The sequence below is a fragment of the Marinobacter denitrificans genome (genome assembly GCF_008795955.1).
Taxonomy (GTDB): domain Bacteria; phylum Pseudomonadota; class Gammaproteobacteria; order Pseudomonadales; family Oleiphilaceae; genus Marinobacter; species Marinobacter denitrificans.
In genome coordinates, this window is the sequence record NZ_VMHN01000005.1 from 20,054 (window position 1) to 39,303 (window position 19,250).

At 58.0% G+C, this 19,250-nt stretch carries 18 protein-coding genes; 10 read left to right on the forward strand and 8 right to left on the reverse strand.

Translation table 11 applies throughout. The features are described from left to right. Positions 1–8 precede the first annotated feature (8 nt). Entirely contained in the window at positions 9–1,013 is a 1,005-nt protein-coding gene (locus tag FO268_RS14810; RefSeq protein ID WP_150994087.1) for an AraC family transcriptional regulator, read from the reverse strand. Between the two features lie 116 nt (positions 1,014–1,129). Between FO268_RS14810 and FO268_RS14815 the strand changes: the two genes are divergently transcribed. Further along, complete coding sequence (locus FO268_RS14815) at positions 1,130–2,014, forward strand: chemotaxis protein (RefSeq protein ID WP_150994088.1); 885 nt, start codon at positions 1,130–1,132, stop codon at positions 2,012–2,014. Between the two features lie 9 nt (positions 2,015–2,023). On the opposite strand, the gene FO268_RS14820 is transcribed toward FO268_RS14815, so the two are convergent. Continuing rightward, complete coding sequence (locus FO268_RS14820; RefSeq protein ID WP_150994089.1) at positions 2,024–2,797, reverse strand: GntR family transcriptional regulator; 774 nt, start codon at positions 2,795–2,797, stop codon at positions 2,024–2,026. Between the two features lie 204 nt (positions 2,798–3,001). On the opposite strand from FO268_RS14820, the gene FO268_RS14825 reads away from it, so the two are divergent. Beyond that, complete coding sequence (locus FO268_RS14825) at positions 3,002–5,806, forward strand: FAD-binding and (Fe-S)-binding domain-containing protein (protein WP_150994229.1); 2,805 nt, start codon at positions 3,002–3,004, stop codon at positions 5,804–5,806. Here FO268_RS14825 and FO268_RS14830 read toward each other — a convergent pair. Then, complete coding sequence (locus FO268_RS14830; protein WP_150994090.1) at positions 5,800–6,873, reverse strand: mechanosensitive ion channel family protein; 1,074 nt, start codon at positions 6,871–6,873, stop codon at positions 5,800–5,802. The two genes, FO268_RS14825 and FO268_RS14830, sit on opposite strands and share 7 nt — an antisense overlap. 141 nt (positions 6,874–7,014) lie before the next feature. Here FO268_RS14830 and FO268_RS14835 point away from each other — a divergent pair, with 141 nt between their 5' ends. Then, entirely contained in the window at positions 7,015–7,689 is a 675-nt protein-coding gene (locus tag FO268_RS14835) for an NAD-dependent epimerase/dehydratase family protein (protein WP_150994091.1), read from the forward strand. An 18-nt stretch (positions 7,690–7,707) separates the two neighbouring features. On the opposite strand, the gene FO268_RS14840 is transcribed toward FO268_RS14835, so the two are convergent. Further along, complete coding sequence (locus FO268_RS14840; RefSeq protein WP_150994092.1) at positions 7,708–8,019, reverse strand: hypothetical protein; 312 nt, start codon at positions 8,017–8,019, stop codon at positions 7,708–7,710. 138 nt (positions 8,020–8,157) lie between these two features. On the opposite strand from FO268_RS14840, the gene FO268_RS14845 reads away from it, so the two are divergent. After that, positions 8,158–9,048 carry a LysR substrate-binding domain-containing protein gene (locus tag FO268_RS14845; RefSeq protein WP_150994093.1) on the forward strand — a complete coding sequence of 297 codons (891 nt, stop codon included), beginning with the start codon at positions 8,158–8,160 and terminating at the stop codon, positions 9,046–9,048. A gap of 72 nt (positions 9,049–9,120) precedes the next feature. On the opposite strand, the gene FO268_RS14850 is transcribed toward FO268_RS14845, so the two are convergent. Together FO268_RS14850 and FO268_RS14855 are read right to left on the reverse strand one after the other, a co-directional pair. Then, the gene (locus FO268_RS14850; protein ID WP_150994094.1) at positions 9,121–9,501 is read right to left on the reverse strand and encodes a DUF4168 domain-containing protein; all 381 of its coding nucleotides are present in this window, start codon (positions 9,499–9,501) and stop codon (positions 9,121–9,123) included. Between the two features lie 227 nt (positions 9,502–9,728). Then, the gene (locus FO268_RS14855) at positions 9,729–10,523 is read right to left on the reverse strand and encodes an enoyl-CoA hydratase/isomerase family protein (protein WP_150994095.1); all 795 of its coding nucleotides are present in this window, start codon (positions 10,521–10,523) and stop codon (positions 9,729–9,731) included. A gap of 171 nt (positions 10,524–10,694) precedes the next feature. Here FO268_RS14855 and FO268_RS14860 point away from each other — a divergent pair, with 171 nt between their 5' ends. The 6 genes from FO268_RS14860 to FO268_RS14885 are packed head-to-tail and all read left to right on the forward strand — an operon-like array spanning position 10,695 to position 17,318. Next, complete coding sequence (locus FO268_RS14860) at positions 10,695–11,510, forward strand: ABC transporter ATP-binding protein (protein WP_150994096.1); 816 nt, start codon at positions 10,695–10,697, stop codon at positions 11,508–11,510. After that, positions 11,510–12,388: a branched-chain amino acid ABC transporter permease gene (locus FO268_RS14865; RefSeq protein WP_150994097.1), complete on the forward strand. Its 879-nt coding sequence runs from the start codon at positions 11,510–11,512 to the stop codon at positions 12,386–12,388. Before FO268_RS14860 ends, FO268_RS14865 begins: the two co-directional genes overlap by 1 nt. 1 nt (position 12,389) lies before the next feature. Continuing rightward, on the forward strand, positions 12,390–13,433 hold the full coding sequence (locus FO268_RS14870) for a branched-chain amino acid ABC transporter permease (protein WP_150994098.1): 1,044 nt from the start codon (positions 12,390–12,392) through the stop codon (positions 13,431–13,433). Between the two features lie 59 nt (positions 13,434–13,492). After that, entirely contained in the window at positions 13,493–14,701 is a 1,209-nt protein-coding gene (locus tag FO268_RS14875; protein WP_150994099.1) for an ABC transporter substrate-binding protein, read from the forward strand. Positions 14,702–14,709: 8 nt separating this feature from the next. Then, positions 14,710–15,519: an ABC transporter ATP-binding protein gene (locus FO268_RS14880; protein ID WP_150994100.1), complete on the forward strand. Its 810-nt coding sequence runs from the start codon at positions 14,710–14,712 to the stop codon at positions 15,517–15,519. Beyond that, positions 15,516–17,318 carry an AMP-dependent synthetase/ligase gene (locus tag FO268_RS14885; protein WP_150994101.1) on the forward strand — a complete coding sequence of 601 codons (1,803 nt, stop codon included), beginning with the start codon at positions 15,516–15,518 and terminating at the stop codon, positions 17,316–17,318. Before FO268_RS14880 ends, FO268_RS14885 begins: the two co-directional genes overlap by 4 nt. Here the strand turns inward: FO268_RS14885 and FO268_RS14890 are convergent. Together FO268_RS14890 and cysD are read right to left on the reverse strand one after the other, a co-directional pair. Further along, a complete protein-coding gene (locus FO268_RS14890; RefSeq protein WP_150994102.1) occupies positions 17,309–18,325 on the reverse strand; it encodes an L-threonylcarbamoyladenylate synthase in 1,017 nt (338 codons plus the stop codon). The genes FO268_RS14885 and FO268_RS14890 overlap by 10 nt on opposite strands. Next, entirely contained in the window at positions 18,326–19,240 is a 915-nt protein-coding gene (gene cysD, locus FO268_RS14895; protein WP_263645068.1) for a sulfate adenylyltransferase subunit CysD, read from the reverse strand. It abuts the gene before it with no gap. Between the last annotated feature and the right edge of the window lie 10 nt (positions 19,241–19,250).

Genomic DNA, 19,250 nt, shown 5'->3' on the forward strand with positions numbered 1-19,250 from the left:
AGAGGGAACTACTGGTCCTGCTTGCGGTAGGCCAGTGGGCTGAGCCCGGTCCAGTGCTTGAAAGCACGGGAAAAAGCGCCGGGCTCGGCAAACCCCAGCTGTGACGAAATCTCCGACACCGTCAGGTTCTGCCGCGTGAGCATGATCACCGCCTGATCCCGCCGCAGGTTGTCCTTGATCTTCTGGTACGAACTTCCTTCCGCCTTCAGTTTCCGCGACAGGGTATAGGCTGTCATGTGCAGTTGCTCGGCCATCTGCTCCTGGGTGGGTAACCGCTCGTCTTCGACATTCTCTAGAATCTGCCGTACCCGGGTGGTGAGGCTGTCGTCCTCATCGGTCCAGATCAGCAGGTTGCGAGGCGACTGTGCGATAAATTCGTCCAGCTCTGCCGGCGTTCGTGTGACCGGCATGTCCAGGTAGTTGTGGCTGAAGAACAGGCTGTTGCGGTCGCGATTAAAGAAACACTGGCAGGGAAACACAAAGCGGTATTCATCAAAGTGGTGGGGCAGCGCGTGCTGAAAGGTGGCGTGGCTCAGCACGATCTTGCGGCCAATCAGCCAGCCCACCAGGCGGTGCCATACCAGTAACAGCCACTCCACCAGAAAATTGTCCGGGTCCAGCTCGGGGTGGCGATGGGTGATGCTGAGCTCCACTTCTTCGCCTCGGGTGTCCAGCTCGATCACGATGTCGTCGGAGAATAAGCGGTAACAGCGAATGCTCTGGCGGATCACCTCCTCCAGGTTATCGCTGTGAACCGCAAGCGATCCCATCAGGTGAAAATGCCCGACACGGCAGGGCTGGGTGGTGCGGCCCATGAATTCGTCGTCCAGTTTGCCCCAGACCAGACGGAACAGACGTATAAACTGCTCAGTGGGCACCCGCGCCCGAGGTGAGCTAATGAATTCCGGATCGATGCCGTTATTACACAGTAGTTCATCGGAATAGCCGCCCGCCTTCTCAAGGCCGTACAACACGGCCCTGGCGTAGTGGGAGGAGAAGGTCAGGTGCTTCATCGGGCGTTCATCTCGGGTGAGGCTGGCGGCTGCAAAATCTTACAATTTCAGAGAGGCCGACGTGTTATTGTCGGCGTCATATATTTTTCGCAAAGTTCGAGACAGGTTACAAGGTTATGGCCGAGGGCACCAAGCACCCCCAGAAACTGTTGCTGTTCTATCTGACCAGTCACCGGCCTTTTGGCCTGGGTACTCTGAAAATTCGCGAAATCATGCCGTTTGTTCCGTTGACCAAGCTGCCACATAGCCATTCGGCGGTCGTTGGCACCATGAGTTTCCGTGGCTCGGCGGTGCCGGTGATCGACATGGCGGCGGCAGTGGGGTCGCCACCGCTGACCGCGGAAGAGCGCAAGACAGCTTCCATCATCGTGACCGATATTCAGCGCAAGGAAATCGGCTTTCTGGTGCGAAGCGTGCGGAAAATCGTCGAGACGGACTGGAAGGATGTGATGTCACCGCCCCAGAGCCTGGGCGACCGGGCTTTCATTACCGGCCTGGTGAACATCGAGGACGAGATTGTCCAGTTACTGGATGTGGAGCTGCTGCTGGCGCGGGTGTATCCGGAATCCGTCAATCCCCGTGAAGTGGTGCTGACCGATGTGCAGCGGGAAACCCTGAAAGGCCTGAACATCCTGCTGGTGGACGACTCCCAGGTGGCACGCAAGCAGTTGTCCGATGCGCTGGACAGCAAGGACGTTACCTATTTCGTGACCACCAACGGCCAGGATGCGCTGGACCTGATGATCAACGCCAATAACGATGGCAAGCCTATTGATATCCTGGTGAGTGACATCGAGATGCCGGGGCTGGACGGTTACGAGCTGACCTTCAATGTCAGGGACAGCAGTTCCCTCCGGCAGCCCTACATTATTCTACATACCTCGCTGAACAGCGAAATGAGCGTGAGCTACGCCAAACAGGTGGGGGCAGACGAAGCCCTGACCAAGTTTGATGCCGAAGAGCTGCTGCACGCGATCCTGCGCGGTGCAGAGCGCGACTAGAGAGCGCAACTAGCTCGTCGGACTGCTCCGGCGCAGGGATCGTTCCATCCTCCGGTTACTTTCGTGTTGTTCGGATAACACATTCTGTGCGTACTGGATGTGCTGCCCGGCGAAATGCCGGGCGTCGTCCGCGCGCCCTTCAATAATCGCTTCGAACAGCAGCCGATGCTGTTCCATCAATTCGCTCCGGGTCTGCTTTTCCCGGGCGTACATGCTGCCGATAGTGTTGACTACGTTGGTTTTCAGCAGGCTGAACAGCCCCCGAATAGTGTGGAGAAGAATGACGTTGTGGCTGGCTTCGGCGATGGCCAGGTGAAAGCGGGCGTCGGCAGCTCCCTCCTCGCTCAGGTCACTGCTGCTGTCCGAGGCGTAACAGGCCTGCAGGGTTTCGTAGGCGGTTTTCAGGTGCGCCTTGTCCACCGCCGTTGCCCGGAGCGCGGCGTAATAGGCGCAGTCTGCTTCCAGGGTGCGGCGGTATTCCAGCAAATCCCGCTGGGCGTCCGGGCGCCCTTCCAGCAGGGCGATCAAAGGATCGGTAAAGCTCGATCCCAGTGATTCCGCCACATAGTGGCCGCCACCCTGGCGGCTGACCAGCAGGCCTTTGGCCGCCAGCCTTTGAACGGCTTCCCGCAATGACGGGCGCGACACCCCGAACCGTTCAGCAAGGGTACGCTCAGCCGGAAGCCGCTCCCCGGGCTGCAGGGTGCCCTCCAGAATCATGTTTTCCAGCTCTTCTACAATGCTGTCTGCGAGACGTTTTGGTGCAATTTTCCCGATACTCATTGCGTTCCCGATGTGGTCTTACCAATTTTCAATTATGACGAACAGCCCGGTGAATGGAATACCTGATATCCGGGAACGAGACTATTGTCTAGATATTATTCTTTGAAGTTGTCGCAGAATTTCCCTATCTTATTACCCCAGACAGTATAAATTGGTATGACCAATTATCCAAAACTTCTGATGGGCAACGCCCAGAGGTATCTGATGTCACCTGACGTCATCGCGGCAATAAAAGAGCTGGTTCCGGCTGCGCGGGTTTACGATGACCCTCTGTCGACCCTGGCTTACGGTACCGATGCCAGCTTTTACAGGCTGATTCCTGGCGTTGTGGTGAAAGTGGAAAGCGAAGAGGAAGTGGTCAGCCTGCTGGCCATCGCCCGACGCTTCTCCGCCCCGGTGACGTTCCGGGCCGCCGGCACGAGTTTGTCTGGGCAGGCCATCAGCGACTCCATTCTGCTGGTGCTGGGTGACCAGTGGAAAGACCACGAGATTCGCAATGAAGGCCGGCAGATCCGCCTGCAGCCGGGCATTATTGGTGCTCAGGCCAACGCCTGGCTGGCGCCTTATGGCTACAAGATAGGCCCGGACCCCGCCTCCATCAATGCCTGCAAAATAGGCGGGATAGTGGCCAACAACGCCAGTGGCATGTGTTGTGGTACAGCCCAGAACACTTACCATACCCTGGCCAGCATGCGGCTTGTTCTGGCGGACGGCGCGGTGGTGGATACCGAGGACTTCGCAAGCGTTAAAGTGTTTCGCAGCAGCCACGCCCCGTTGTTGGCAGAGCTGGAGCAGTTGGCGGCGGAGACCCGGGCCAATACCGAGCTTGCGGACCGTATCCGCCACAAATACCGGCTTAAAAATACCACCGGCCTGTCGCTCAACGCCCTGGTGGACTACAGCGATCCGCTGGATATCCTCACGCACCTTATGGTGGGCTCCGAGGGTACTCTCGGGTTTGTCAGTTCGGTTACCTACAACACGGTGCCGGATTACCCCAACAAGGCCACTGCGTTGCTGGTATTCACCAATGCAGACAGCTGCTGCCGTGCGGCTGCGTTGTTGCGTTCGCAGCCGGTTGCTGCTGTGGAGCTGCTTGACCGGCGAAGCCTGCGCTCGGTACAGGACAAACCCGGCCTGCCGGGTTGGATACACGGCTTGTCGGAGGATGCCTGCGCCCTGTTGATCGAAACAAGGGCGCCGGATGCCACCATCCTGCAGGAGCAACTGGTGCAGGTCCGGGCCGCCCTGGCTGAGTTCCCGGTAGAAGAAAAGGTGGATTTCACCACTGACCCAAAGGTGTCTGACCTGTTGTGGGCCATACGCAAGGGTACCTTTCCCGCAGTGGGCGCAGTGCGGCCAACCGGTACCACGGTTATCATCGAAGATGTCACTTTTCCCCTTGATCAACTGGCCGAGGGCGTCAAGAGACTGCAGGCGCTGTTTGTCAAACACGCCTACGACAACGCCATCATCTTTGGCCACGCCCTGGAAGGAAACCTTCACTTCGTGTTTCCCCAGGGTTTTGACGACCCTGATGAAGTGGCCCGCTACGACGCCTTCATGAAGGACGTCTCGCAGCTGGTGGCAGTGGAGTTTGGTGGTTCCCTCAAGGCGGAGCACGGCACCGGCCGCAATATGGCGCCGTTTGTGGAGTTGGAGTGGGGGCACGATGCCTGGGAACTGATGTGGAAGATCAAGGGCCTGCTGGACCCGGAGAATCTGCTCAATCCGGACGTGGTGCTTTCCCGGGATCCGGATATTCACCTGAAGAACCTGAAGCCGTTGCCCGCCGCCGATCCATTGATCGACAAGTGTATCGAATGTGGTTTCTGCGAACCGGTGTGTCCATCGGAAGGGCTGACCCTGTCGCCGCGCCAGCGTATTGTTATCTGGCGGGATATCCAGGCGAAAAAACGGGCCGGCAAGGATACCTCGGAACTGGAAGCGGCCTACCAGTATCAGGGTATAGATACCTGTGCCGCAACGGGGCTATGCGCCCAGCGTTGCCCGGTGGATATCAACACCGGCGATCTGGTGCGCAAGCTGCGGGCTCAGAAAACCGGCCACGCCGGAACGGCTGATTGGGTGGCGGAGCATTTTCAAACGGTGCTGCGTGGGACCCGTTTCGTGCTTACCGTGGCCTCTGGTGTCGAAAAGCTGCTAGGTGCGCCAAGGCTGGCAAAACTCAGTGCGGGGCTGAGCAGAATCTCCGGTCAGCGGCTGCCGCAGTGGGACCCGTCCATGCCCCAGCCCATCCGTTTTGTGCCGCAGGCTCCGGCAGCGGAAAGCGACGCACCACGAGTGGTTTACCTGCCAGCCTGCGTTTCGCGGGTGATGGGCCCTGCCAGTGGCGATGCAGAGCAAACCACGTTGTATGACAAAACCCGCCAGTTGCTGGAAAAAGGTGGCTACCAGGTTATTCAGCCCCAGGGGCCCGATACCCTGTGCTGTGGTCAGCCCTTTGCCTCGAAAGGTTACCCGGAGCAGGCGGACCGCAAGAAATCCGAATTGTTGCAGGCGTTGCTGGCCGCCACCCGTAACGGCAGGGACCCGGTCTACTGTGATACCAGCCCCTGTACCCTGCAGATCCAGGACGCGGCGCGGGAGTTGGGGATGGACCTGTATGACCCGGTGAAATTCATCCGCGAGAAGCTGGTGGACCGCCTGGTGTTCAAGCCCGAAGACACATCGATTGCTGTCCACGTTACCTGCAGTACCCAGCATCTGGGCGAGTCACAGGGGCTGATCGACATTGCGCGGCGCTGCAGCACCAACGTGGTGATTCCGGAAGACATCCACTGCTGCGCCTTTGCCGGCGACAAAGGATTCAATGTGCCCGAGCTGAACAGCCATGCCCTGCGAACTCTGCCACGCCAGGTCGCCGGCTGTACGGAGGGCATCTCCACCAGCCGCACCTGCGAGATCGGCCTCAGCCGCCACGGCGGGATCGATTATCACGGGCTGGTTTACCTGGTGGATCGGGTAACGGAAGCTGCGCCTTACTGATCGGGTTGCTCTACCAGCCTTGCGCGAACGCGGGGCAGTTGGTCCGGGAACTGCTCCTGAATGAAGGTGATCATGCCTTCGCGAATGGCGCAACGAAGATCCCACAGTCCGGAAGAGTCTTTGGCGCTCATCAACAGGCGAACCTCGATGTTGGTGTCGCCGGCGTCGGTAACCTGGACGGTGGCGGTGTGGCCATTCCACTGCGGTGCCCGCTGTAGCAGGCGGTTGAATTCAGTTCGCAGTGGTTCAATAGGCATGGAATAGTCCACGTGAATAAACACCGGCCCCGTCAGTTCGGTGTCGTTTCTCGACCAGTTCTGGAACGGATTCTCGATAAACCACTGCAGGGGCACCACCAACCGCCTCAGGTCCCAGACCCTCAGCACCACGTAGGTGGCGGTTACTTCCTCCACCCAGCACCACTCGCCCTGCACGTGCAGTACGTCGTCGATGCGGAAAGGCTGGGTCAGGGCGATCTGCATGCCTGCCAGCAGATTGCTGAGCACCGGTTTGGCGGCAAAGCCGAGGATGATGCCGCCAATGCCGGCCGAGGCCAGCAGGCTGCCGCCCAGGTGGCGAACCGGTTCGAAGGTCATCAGAGCAACACCCAGCCCCAGGATGACGATAAGAATGTTCAGCACCCTCACCAGGAAACGTGTCTGGGTTTCCACCTTGCGGGCACGTTTCCATTGCCCCTCCAACACCGGGTTCATAGCGACAATCACATTGCCGATGGCGGATGTGCACCGGACCAGTGCCCAGGTGACCGCGATAATCAACAACAGGGTCGCCATGTGTTGGATGTGGCTCAGCAACGGCAGGTCGGAAGGGGCGGTTTCCAGAACGCCGTTGAGGACCAGTAACGCAATGACAATCCCCAGCGCTGTGGACGAAGCGTCCAGGAAAAGGCGGGGAACCGTCTTGCTGCGGGTCAGTCGTTGAATGACCGCTAACACACCCCTGTAAGCGAGGAAGGTGAAAACAACGGACAGTACAGCGGTAATGCCGGGGCGGAACCAGTCCTGGAGGACGGCCTGCATCACGTTCAGGGCTTCAAAATCATTCATTGGCAACCGACGTTGAATCAGCAGGTGTATCAGCTTTTTACTGTGGTCAGTTTAAACCGCTTTTTAACCTCGTGATATGGTTGCGACCCGATCACTGGCACTAAACTGAATTTATGAAACGTCCTGGTTGAGGAAGACTGTATGAAAGTGATGCTACTGGGTGCCACCGGCCTGACCGGCGGCAAAGTACTGGAAGGACTCCTGACGAGGGAGGAGGTGTCATCGGTGGTGGCGCCGGTGCGCCGGAAACTGCCCGTGAGCCATGCAAAACTCGAGCAGCACGAAATCGATTTTGACCGCATGGACGAGCACAGCGAATTATTCGCGGTGGATGCGATCATCTGTTGCCTGGGCACAACCATAAAAAAGGCCGGTTCCCGGGAGCAGTTCCGCAAGGTGGATTTCGGTTATCCCCTGAAAGCGGCCGAGCTTGGTCGGGCAAACGGCGCAAAGGCATTTGCCCTGATGTCGGCCATCGCGGCATCGTCGTCCTCCACCGTTTTCTACAACCGGGTGAAAGGTGAGTTGGAAGATGCGGTGAAAGCCCTGGGTTATTCCTGCCTGGCTATCTACCAGCCCAGTCTTTTGCTGGGCGACAGGGCCGAGCAACGCACCGCCGAAGCTCTGGGCATGAAAGCCATGCCGCTGATCAACCGGGCGCTGATAGGCCCGCTGGAAAAGTTTCGGGGTATTGAAGCGGCTACCGTGGCCAGTGCGATGGTCAACGAGGTGTGCAGCCTTTCCCGGGACGCTTCCACTGCGTCAGTGGTGCGGGTACATGAGTACCCGGACATCGTGGCATTGGCACGGGGCTGAGCGTCAGCCCCGGCGCTTTCATTTCTTTGCTCGCCCCTTGCGGCAGACTTCCAGTGCCTTCAGGGCGTCCACTTTCAGGGGCAGCTTGAGTGCCCACTGAATGTCCGTCCTTTCGAACCCGATATCAGACAGTGTCCTGTCCTCCTCATCCAGCAGTGGCACAAACAGGTGCCGAAAATGATACCGGCGGCGGAAGATCTTTATCCAGAACTCCAGCGTTGCAATGAAAGCCAACGGCGGTGTTGCCGGCATGTACAGATCCAGCTCGGGTGGCTTCACCGGGGTATCCGGGCGTAGCCTGGGGCGATGGAATTCCTGCTGATTGCACATCCTGGCGTCCTCCTTCTTAACGATGGGCATGTTTCAAGCATGCAACGCCATCTTTGATCAGACAAACGAAAAGATTTAACATGTGTGTTAAGTAAAATTGAACGATCAGAGGTCGGGAGCGGAAGAGAGGGTCAGGCGATGGACAGTTCGAAGCCGGTGATTACACGCGAGGCTATCCCGCTGCTGGATACCGACGTACTGAGAACCTTTGTGGCGATTGCCGAGAGTGGAAGCTTCACCCGGGCGGCAAAACAGGTTTTCCGCACTCCCTCGGCCCTGAGCATGCAGATAAAACGGCTTGAGGAGATTCTCGGGCATGTCCTGTTTGTGCGTGAGGCTCGCCATGTCAGGCTCACGCCTGAAGGTGAAGTGTTGCTGGGCTATGGGCGCCGGCTGCTGCGGTTGAATGAGGAGGCCATACAGCAGTTCCTGGCGCCCAGCCTGCAAGGCCGGGTCAGTTTCGGTACTTCGGATGATGTGGGCAGCCGCATTCTGCCCAGAGTGCTTGCCCAGTTTGCCCGGTCCTACCCGGCTGTGCAGGTAGACGTGGTGGTGGGGTCAAGCCAGCAGAATCTGGAGCGCCTCGATGCCGGCGAACTGGATATGGTATTGATCACCATCGGGAACGACGGCCAGGAATGGCGGGGCGAGGTGGTGCACACGGAGCCTTTGGTGTGGGCAGGGCGCGAAGGCGGCATTGCCGCCAATCGTTCACCCTTACCGGTGTCCCTCGCCAACCACGGCTGTGCCTGGCGCAGGATGGCGCTGAATGCACTGGATGACGCCCATATGTCTTACCGGGTTGCCTATACCTGTGATAATTGTTTCGGTCAGGAAGCGGCCATGCTGGCGGACCTGGCCGTCGCTCCTTTCCCGGTCAGCCTGGTGCAATCACCCTTGCGAAAGCTGGACAGGGAGGGCCTGCCGGCATTGCCGGATTATCAGATCGCCCTGGTGCGCAGTGGCAGCAATCCGGTAAACGATGCATTGGCTGGTCATGTAAAAGAGGCGTTCGCTGACTTGAGGTGAAGAATCTGAAGTTGCACAAAAAAAGTCCCGGCGCGGAACGCCGGGACTTTTCGGGTTTGCACTCGCTGACTGTTACATCATCTCATCAACGCGCTCACGGGTTTCAGGATCGCTGTTGTACGCGGTGGCGATGCTGTTGTAGGTCTGGATTTCCATGTTCTCGTCTTCGATGACCTTGACCATTTCGTCATTGGCTTCCTGTTGGAGCTCCTGAGCTTTGGCCTGGTCATCCGCAGACTCGATCTTCTTCATGTACTCATCGCGGACCTCGTTGATGCCTTTCTGGGCACTTACGAATTTTTCCAGTTCCTGGTCGTTGAAATCGGTCTGAGGAGCGCTTTGCTCACCCTGCATGGCATTGCTGCCGCTTTGCTGATTCTGATCCTGTGCCAGAACAGGGCCGGTTGCCAGCAGTGCCAAAGATGCGGTCAGTGAGATCAAAAGCTTGTTCATACGTCTCTCCTTGGTTTGCTCAGTTTGCTTCATTCAAGTGCGGGCGGATTCACCCGCCTTCTAAGGTTCACTGAGGACGTATCAAGTCCCGTGCCAGTATGAAGTTCTACTGGAAAATCGAATGAAAAGGTAAAATTATCAGTGTCTTACGGATTTCGGGCAGGTTAACTCCGCTTAACCCGGTTTGTGGCATATCGCCTCATGAGGCGTTGTTGTGTGGCAACGGGTCAATACCCGTGAAAACGGGCGGAGCGCTTGGCCAGAAACGCTGAGACTCCCTCGGCAAAATCTTCGGTTCGGGTCATTTCCAGAAATGCCGCTCGCTCTGCTTCCAGGTGGGCGGCTAGCTGATTGCCATTGGCCCGATCGGTAAGCCGGCGGAACGCGCCAAAGGCACGGGTCGGTCCGCTGGCAACTTTGCCGGTGACCTCGGTCAACAGATCTTCATAGCTGTGCTCCGGGGCATACTCGGTGATCATTCCCCAGTCTTTGGCCTCCGCAGCACTGAGCGTTTTCCCAAGCAACATCAACTCTGCTGCCCGGCCAGCGCCTATTTTGTGGGCCAGAAACCAGCTGCCACCACAGTCAGGAACAGCACCGATGCCGTTGTAGGCGACCAGAAACCTGGCATCCTCCCGGGCGACCACCAGGTCTGACATCAGCGCCAGACTGAGCCCCGCGCCAGCGGCGACGCCCTTGACCGCGGCGATCACCGGCGCATCCAAACTGCGCAGCAGCAGGATGGCAGGATTGACAGCGTCCAGGATGGCGCTGATGGCATTGCCCGCCTGCTCTGGAGTGCCTGCCATACTGGGTACGTCACCGCCCGCCATAAAGGCACGCCCCGCCCCTGCCAGAACAACACATCGCACGCCCGATAAGGATTTCAGTCCCTGGACAGCGGCCAGAAAATCCTCCGCCAGGGGCACATTGATCGCGTTCAGGGCTTCCGGCCGGTTGAAGGTCAGTGTTGCCACACCGGTCTCAGGGGCAAAATCGGTGGTTACCATTTTATCGGCCATATCGGATTTTTCTCACGCCATGGTGCATCTGGAGGTCAATTCCCTGCGTAACGTCATCATCCTGCGTCAGGTAACAGCGTAGAAGCGTTTGCCTAATGTTGCCTGCATGAACTACTTTAAATCTGGGTCGGGGCGTGCCTCGATGACAATAAAAAAATAAGAATTACAATCATGAGCATCCTTGAAATCAGTAACCTGTCTCTCTCGTTTGGTGGTGTAACGGCCCTGCAGGATGTCAGCTTCCGCGTGCCCGAAAACACCGTCACGACCATTATCGGCCCCAACGGCGCCGGCAAGACGTCCCTTTTCAACTGCATTTCCGGTTTCTACAAACCCCAGCAGGGCACGATCAGTTATCAGGGCCAGATACTTTCAGGCGGTATCAAGCCGCCCAAGCGGGCTGCGCTAGGGCTGGCCCGGACTTTTCAGAACATTGCCCTGTTCCGTGGCATGACCGTACTGGACAACATAAAACTCGGCGCCCACGTTCACATGAAAAGCGGCCTGCTGAGTGCGCTGGCCTATTTCGGCCCCGCTCGTCGGGAGGAAATAGCCGTTCGCAAAGATGTCGAGCAGCGAATCATCGATTTTCTGGAAATTGATCATATCCGTCGCCAGCCGGTGGCGAGCCTCTCCTACGGTTTGCAGAAGCGGGTGGAACTGGCACGGGCCCTGGCCATGCGTCCGAAAGTGCTGATGCTCGACGAGCCGGTGGCCGGCATGAACCGGGAGGAAAAAGAGGACATGGCCCGTTTTATTCTGGATATCCGGGAAGAATGGGGCATCACCGTGCTGATGGTGGAACACGACATGGGCATGGTGATGGATATTTCCGACCACATTGCGGTGCTCAATTTTGGCCAGGTGATTACCGAGGGTCTGCCGGAGGATGTCCAGAAAAACCCGGAGGTGATCAAGGCCTACCTCGGTAACAGTGACATCGACAGCTTACGCAAAAAGCTCAATCCGGAAGGGGAGGCCGCCTGATGGATTGGATGTTCTTTGGTGAAATAAGCCTGGCGGGCCTCGCCATGGGCGGGCTCTATGCGCTGATTGCCTTGGGCTTTGTCATTATCTACAAGGCAACCCGGGTCATCAATTTCGCCATTGGCGAAATCATGATGTTTGCGGCCTACCTGTTCCTGGCCTTTGCTGGCGGTATGGAGATGTCGGCCTGGATTGCGCTGCCGCTGGCGGTGATCGGCGGCAGCCTTCTGGGCGGGGTGATCGAGAAAACCATGATCCGGCCGATGCTGGGGGAATCTCCGATTTCAGTGGTAATGGTGACCATCGGTATTGCCAGTATTCTGGTCGGTCTGGTGGAGTTTATCTGGACCGCCGATCCACAACTGCTTCCGAGTTTTCTGCCCCGGGAGCCAGTGTTTATCGGTGATCTCTACCTGGCTCCGAAAATCGCCTACGGCTTCCTGATCGGTGCCGCCGTGCTGATTGTTTACCTGCTCTATTTCCGCTTCTCCCGTGGCGGCGTGGCGTTGCGGGCGACTGCCTCGGACCAGGCCGCAGCCTATTCCATGGGCATCAACGTGCGCCGGGTATTCAACATGGCCTGGGTATTCGGTTCGCTGGCCGCTTCACTGGCCGGCGTACTGGTGGCGGCTACCGGTGGTCTCAGTCCGCAGTTCGGGATCATCGGTCTGAGTGTGCTGGTGGTGGTCATTGTCGGTGGCCTGGACAGCATTCTGGGGGCGCTGATTGCCGGCGTGTTCATCGGCTGGCTGGAAACCGTGGCCGGTGCCTATTTCGGTGGCGAGTACCGGATGCCGGCTACGTTTCTGGTTCTGGCCGTGATTCTTGTTATCCGACCCTATGGCCTCTTTGGCACCCACGAAATAGAGCGAGTGTAAGATGCGTATCGCTGATGCGAAACAGACTTACGAGGCCGATGAGGCGATCTGGACCACCCAGACCCAGAAGCTCTGGTTTGGCCTGTTCCTGCTGGTACTGCTGGTGTTCCCCTTCATGGCCGATTCCTATCTGCTGTACCTGGGGTGCCTGGTGGGCATTGCCGTGATCAGCACCACCGGCCTGAATATCCTCACCGGCTTTACCGGCCTGATTTCCCTGGGCCAGGCCGGTTTCATGGGGGTTGGCGCCTATACCGTTGCCTGGCTTTCCCTCAACACTGGCTTGCCGTTTCCCGTAACACTGCTGCTGGCAGGGCTCATGGCAGCCGCGGTGGGTATACTGGTGGGCCTGCCTTCACTGCGGGTCAAGAAGCTTTATCTGGCAATCGCTACCCTGGCGGCCAGTGTTTTCCTGCATTTCATTTTCGCAGAATGGGAATCGGTCACCGGCGGCATGGGCGGTCTGAGTCTGGAACCGGCGCATCTGTTCGGGTGGTCGTTCCAGAGCGATTTCATGATGTATTTCATCATCGTACCGCTGGCGGTGCTGATGGTGCTCGCAGCCGCCAATGTATTCCGCACCCGGATTGGCCGGGCTTTCATTGCCATTCGTGACCGCGATATTTCCGCCGAGATTCTTGGTATTAACCTGTTGCGTTACAAGCTGATGTCCTTTGCGCTCAGTTCTTTCTACGCCGGGATAGCCGGAGGCCTGTTCGCCTACTTCTACCGTGTGGTAACGCCGGAGAGTTTTCCGTTGTCCATGTCCATATTCTACCTTGCGGCGGTGATCGTGGGCGGCATGGGTAACCTGCTGGGGGGCATACTGGGTGCGGCCTTTATGACCCTGGTACCGGAAGCCCTGAAGTTGCTCACTGCAGCACTGACGCCATTCTATCCAGACGCCCCGGTGTTCATGTCGCCGATGCTGGAGATCATTTTTGGCGCCCTGATTGTGGGCTTCCTGATTTTCGAACCCCATGGCCTCGCAGAAATATGGCACCGCATCCGCCGTTTCTTTCACCTGTGGCCGTTCAGAAATTAACCGTGTTTCAGCGACAACCGATGCACCACCAACAACAAGAAGCAGCAAGGAGAAGGAACATGTTCAGAAACATACTTGAAAAAGGACGCAGGCTCGCCGGGCTTGGCAGTCTGGTTGCGGCATTAACCGTAACCGCTCCGGCCATGGCGCAGGACAAGGAACCCATCGTGTTCGGTGGCTCCATTCCACTTTCCGGCGTGTTTGCCTTTGCCGGCATTCACATTCATGCAGGCCTGACGGACTACACGGACTGGATTAACAGCGAGGGTGGCATCAACGGTCATCCGGTAAAGTACGTGATGGAGGATACCGCCTACGAGGTGGACCGCTCGGTGGCTGCTTTCAAGAAAATTTCCGGCAGTGAATCACCGGCCACCTACTACGGTGATAGCACCGGTTTCATGAAAGCCATTGCCTCGGAGCTGAACAGCCAGGGCAATACCCTGATGAGTGGCGCGTCCTTTGCCACTGCGCTGACGGATAACGAGCAATACCCGTATCAGTTCATTCCGGGCCCCAACTACAGCCAGATGTTCGGCATTATTCTGGAGTACATTGCTGACCAGGGTAAGGATGGCGACATGCCGACCGTGGCCTTTGTTTACAGCGATACCGAGTTTGGCAAGGATCCCATCGAGAATGGCAAGGCACGTGCCGCCGAGCTGGGTATTGAGGTGGTTGAGGACATCGTTACCAAACCCGGTAGCGTAGACGTGTCGTCTGAAATCCTGAAACTGCGCCGGGTTCGCCCGGATTACGTGGTGTTCCACGGCTACGTTCTGTCGCCGATCAACGAGTTCATGGTGCAGATGCGTCAGATGGGGCTGGATACCCAGTTCATGGGCACCTTCTGGTCGTCGGACAAGCTGATCATCGACAAGATGGGTGAAGACGCCGACGGCTACATGGGCGTGATGCCCTACAACTACTATGACAGCGAAGAAAGCGGGCCAATGCTGGATGCACTCAGGGCACAGGCCGAGAAGAGCGACCCGGAAGCCGGTTACCGTCCCACCGGTTACATGCAGGCCTGGTTCAACGCCATGGTGTGGACCGAAGTGGTCAAGCGCACCCTCGACGCTGACAAGGAACTGACCGGTGACAACATGGCCGAGGCACTGGCCTCCATCGAGGACTGGGATACCGGCGGCATCATCGGCATTCCCGTAACCGTCCGGGACATGTCTTTTCCAGTAGGTCGTATCTGGCGCGTTAATGCCGAAAAAGGCCGTTACGAGCCGGTATCGGACTGGATCCACCTCGACTGAGGGGCTGTATGGAAGCCTTACTGGAAATCGATAACATCGAGGTGGTCTACAACAAGTCGGTACAGGTCCTCCGGGGCCTGTCGCTGCGGGTGCCGGAGGGGGCCATCGTGGCGCTCCTCGGCTCCAACGGTGCCGGCAAGTCCACCACGCTGAAGAGTGTCTCCGGCCTGCTGACTCTGGAAGACGGTGAAGTAACCGCCGGGGAAGTCCGTTTCCAGGGCAAGGATGTAAAGGGCACACCGCCCGAGAAACTGGTACGTAACGGGCTGTTCCATGTAATGGAAGGCCGCCGCGTGTTTGAAGACCTGACGGTGGAAGAGAACCTGGTTGCCGCTACCTATGCACTCAGTGGCAACAGGCCACCCCTGAGCGACAGCTATGAACTGGTCTATAACTATTTCCCGCGCCTGAAGGAACGTCGAAAACAGCTGGCGGGGTACCTGTCCGGTGGAGAACAACAGATGCTTGCCCTGGGGCGGGCACTGATCGCACAACCGAAGCTGATCATGCTGGATGAACCTTCGCTGGGTCTGGCGCCGCTGTTGGTGGAGGAAATTTTTACCATCGTGGCGCGGATCAACCGGGAGCAGGGCACCGCCATTCTGCTGGTAGAGCAGAATGCTGCGGTTTCGCTGGCGATCGCATCCTACGGTTACATCATGGAAAGCGGCAAGATCGTGATCGACGGGCCGGCGGACAAACTGACCTCAAACGAGGATGTCCGGGAGTTTTACCTCGGGGTGGGTGGCAAGGAAGGCGAAGCCCGCAGTTACCGTGACATCAAGCACTACAAACGCCGTAAACGGTGGCTTTCATGACAACACCTTCCATACCCGATCTGACCCTGACCCAGATGTTACGGGCCCATGCCAGAGAGCGGCCTGAGGCGCTGGCCCTGCGCCAGAAGGATTTCGGCATCTGGCAGGCCTATAGCTGGCAGGATTACTACCGTCGCGCCCGGCATTTTGGTCTGGGACTGCGCGCGCTGGGGCTCAAGGAAGGTGGCCATGTGGCCATCATCTCGGAAAACCGGGTGGAGTGGGTTATTGCCCAGATGGGTATAGGCATAGCCCGGGGCATCTGTGTGGGAGTCTATCCGACCAGCCCGTGGAACGAGGTGGCCTATGTCCTCGAGCACAGCGATGCGGAAATAGTGGTGTGTGAGGATCAGGAGCAGACCGACAAGGTACTGGAAGCCTGGCCCGACCTGCCAAAGCTGAAGTACACCATCGCCGTCGATATGAAGGGGCTTGGTTATTATCCGGAGCCTCCGACGGCGTTCGAGGATGTCGAGGCCAGGGGGCGGGAATTCGAGAATGAGCACCCGGGGCTGGCTGATGAATTGCTGGATGGCCAGCAGATGGGTGATACCGCGCTGATGGTTTACACCTCCGGCTCCACCGGCCGGCCAAAGGGCGCCATGATCAGCTGGGGCAACCTTCATGCAGCAGCCCCCGGTCTTATTGAGCTGTTACAGGCAGACGAACATGGGTCCTGTCTTTCCTACCTCCCGCTATGCCATGTGGCAGAGCAGGCGGTCACCAACATTGGGCCGGTTTACGCGGGCAGTTCGGTCAGCTTCGGTGAAAGCCTGCGGACAATCCAGGAGGATTTGCGGGAAATTGCACCGACCTTTTTCCTGGGGGTTCCCAGAATATGGGAAAAACTGCACTCCTCCATCTATATCAAGATCCAGGAAACCGGCCGGTTCCGCCGGGCACTGTTCAAGTGGGCGGTCCAGGTGTGTTCGCCCATGGCTACCAGGCCCCGGGCGCAGTGGAGCCTGAAGGAAAAATGTCTGTACAGCCTCAGTTACTGGCTGATCTTCCGGGCATTGCAGAACTTTATTGGACTGCGCCGTTGTACCCTTGCGATGACCGGAGCCGCCCCCATTTCCACCGGCATTCTGGAGTTCTTCCGCACCATGGGAATTCCCCTGGTGGAAGTCTACGGACAGACGGAAAGTACAGGCGTTGCAACCGCCCAACCGGTGGACAACGTGCATCTTGGAACCGTGGGGGTTGCCATTGCCGGTGTGGAGGTCAAGCTCGGCGAGCATAACGAGATCATCATGCGTGGCGGCAGTATGTTCAAGGGCTATTACAAGAACGAGGAAACAACCGCTGCAACCCTGAAAGACGGCTGGTTGCACACGGGGGATGTGGGCGAATGGCGGGACGGCCAGCTCAAGATTGTTGACCGCCTGAAAGACATCATCATAACGGCCGGGGGCAAGAATCTCTCCCCAACCGAGATCGAGAACACCATCAAGGCCAGCCCCTATATCAAGGAATGCATCGTGATTGGCGAGGCCCGGAAGTATGTCTCTGCCCTGATCCAGATCGATTTTGACACCGTCGCCAAGTGGGCCGAGCAGGAGCGGATTGCCTACACCACCTTCCGTAGCCTGACGGAGCAGCCGCAGGTGAAAGACCTGATTGAGGCGGAAGTGAACAAGGGTAACGAACAGCTGCCCCAGGTGGCGCAGATCAAACGCTTCCACTTGCTCACCAAGGAACTAGATCACGACGATGATGAAGTAACGGCCACCATGAAGGTACGCCGGAGCAAAATCTACGAAAAATACACGGATGTGATCGAAGCGCTCTATACCTGATCATGTGTTGCTGGATAGGTGAACGCCTGGCTGCAGGCACGGCCCAGCCTGTCATGAATGGCCAGCCATGGCTCTGTCTTCGGTGGCAATTCAATCACGATACGGGCCAGATCTGCCTGGTCCATGGCATGCATGGCGGTGTAGAGCATACGGGCATAGCCGTCGGGGTTGTCACCGAGGCGGATTGACTCGGAAAAGGCAGGCCCCGGTGGCGGTGATCGCCACCAGATTGCACCTGTTCGCCCGGCTTGCCCGGTTAACTCTTGCAGCGCCTCGGAAAAGTGCTCTGGTGGTACGCCGATGGTGGGGGTGACGGGCTGGTAGTGGTGTTTGACGTTTCCGGGCACGGCTGGCGTGACGGCTGCATGGTCAGAGAAAGACATGCCCAGAAAAGCCTCAAGTTCGCTCCGGCCTATCTGGCCGGGGCGTGCAATCCTGGGCACGTCACCGGTGAGATCGAGGATTGTGGATTCAATGCCAACCGCACAATCACCGCCATCAAGAACCGCATCGATACGGCCGGCCATTTCCCGGAGGACATGGCTGGCAGACGTCGGGCTTATCCTGCCGTAAGGGTTGGCAGACGGGGCGACGATATCGCCACCCAGTAAGCGGATGGTTTCCAGTGCAACGGAATGGGCCGGCATTCTGATGGCCACCCCCGGGTGGCCACCGGTAATGAGTTCGCTTACTCCTGCCTTTTTGGGCAGCAGTATGGTCAGAGGGCCGGGCCAGTAGGTATCAACAAGTTGCCACACAAAGTCCGGTACCTGCTCCACCCACCGGTGAATTCTCGCGGGGTCGGACAGGTGTACGATCAGGGGGTGCCCGATCGGCCGCTGTTTCGCCTCAAAGACCTTTTTGATCGCCGCCGGGTTGCTGGCGTCTGCCGCGAGGCCGTAAACTGTTTCCGTTGGAAGAGCCACTAGGTGCCCGGCCCGGAGAAGGTCTGCAGCCTGTTCAATGGAGCCGGGTTGCACGGAGTCAAGGTTAAGGGTATCCGGCATTCAGAAATATCCCTCGCGTTTCTTGCGCTCCATCGACGCAGTCTGATCCTTGTCCAGTAACCGGCCATCCCTTTCGCTGGTGCGAGCTGCGATCATTTCCATGACAATCGCCTCTGCGGTTTTTGCCGTACTTTCAACAGCGCCCGTCTGTGGGTAACAGCCGAGTGTCCGGAAGCGTATGGTGCGTTCGGAGAGAGACGCTTTTTCGCTGGCCGAAAGGTAAGGGAGCATGCGTTCATCATCCAGCGCCAGAATAATGCCCGATGCATCATCCTGCCAGCTTAGCCGCGGGGCGGAATAATAGAGAGGCACGATCTCGATCTGTTCCCTGAGGATATACATCCAGATATCCAGCTCTGTCCAGTTGGACAGCGGGAATACCCTGACCGACTCGCCTTTACTGATCTTCGTATTATAGATGTTCCAGGGTTCGGGCCGCTGGTTCTTGGGGTCCCATTGCTGCTGGCTGTTTCTGACAGAGAAGATACGCTCCTTGGCCCGCGATCGCTCTTCGTCACGCCTTGCTCCGCCCAAGGCTGCGTCGAAGCCGAAATGGGCAAGTGCCTGCTTCAGCGCCTGTGTTTTCATCTGATCGTTGTACACAACGGATCCTGATTCAATCGGATGCACGCCATTTTTGAGGGCATCGTTATTGACCCAGACCTTGATATCAAGGTTATGTTGGCGCGCCAGCCGATCACGGAAGTGGCCCATTTCCGCGAATTCCCAGGTGGTGTCGATGTGCAGCAGCGTCAACGGCACAGAGCCGGGCCAGAATGCCTTGCGCGCAAGATGGAGCATAACCGTGGAGTCTTTGCCGATGGAATAGAACATGCAGGGGTTTTCGAAGCAGGCTACGACCTCCCGCATGATATGAATTGCTTCCGCTTCCAACTGGTCCAGGTGTGTCAACACGGTGATTTTT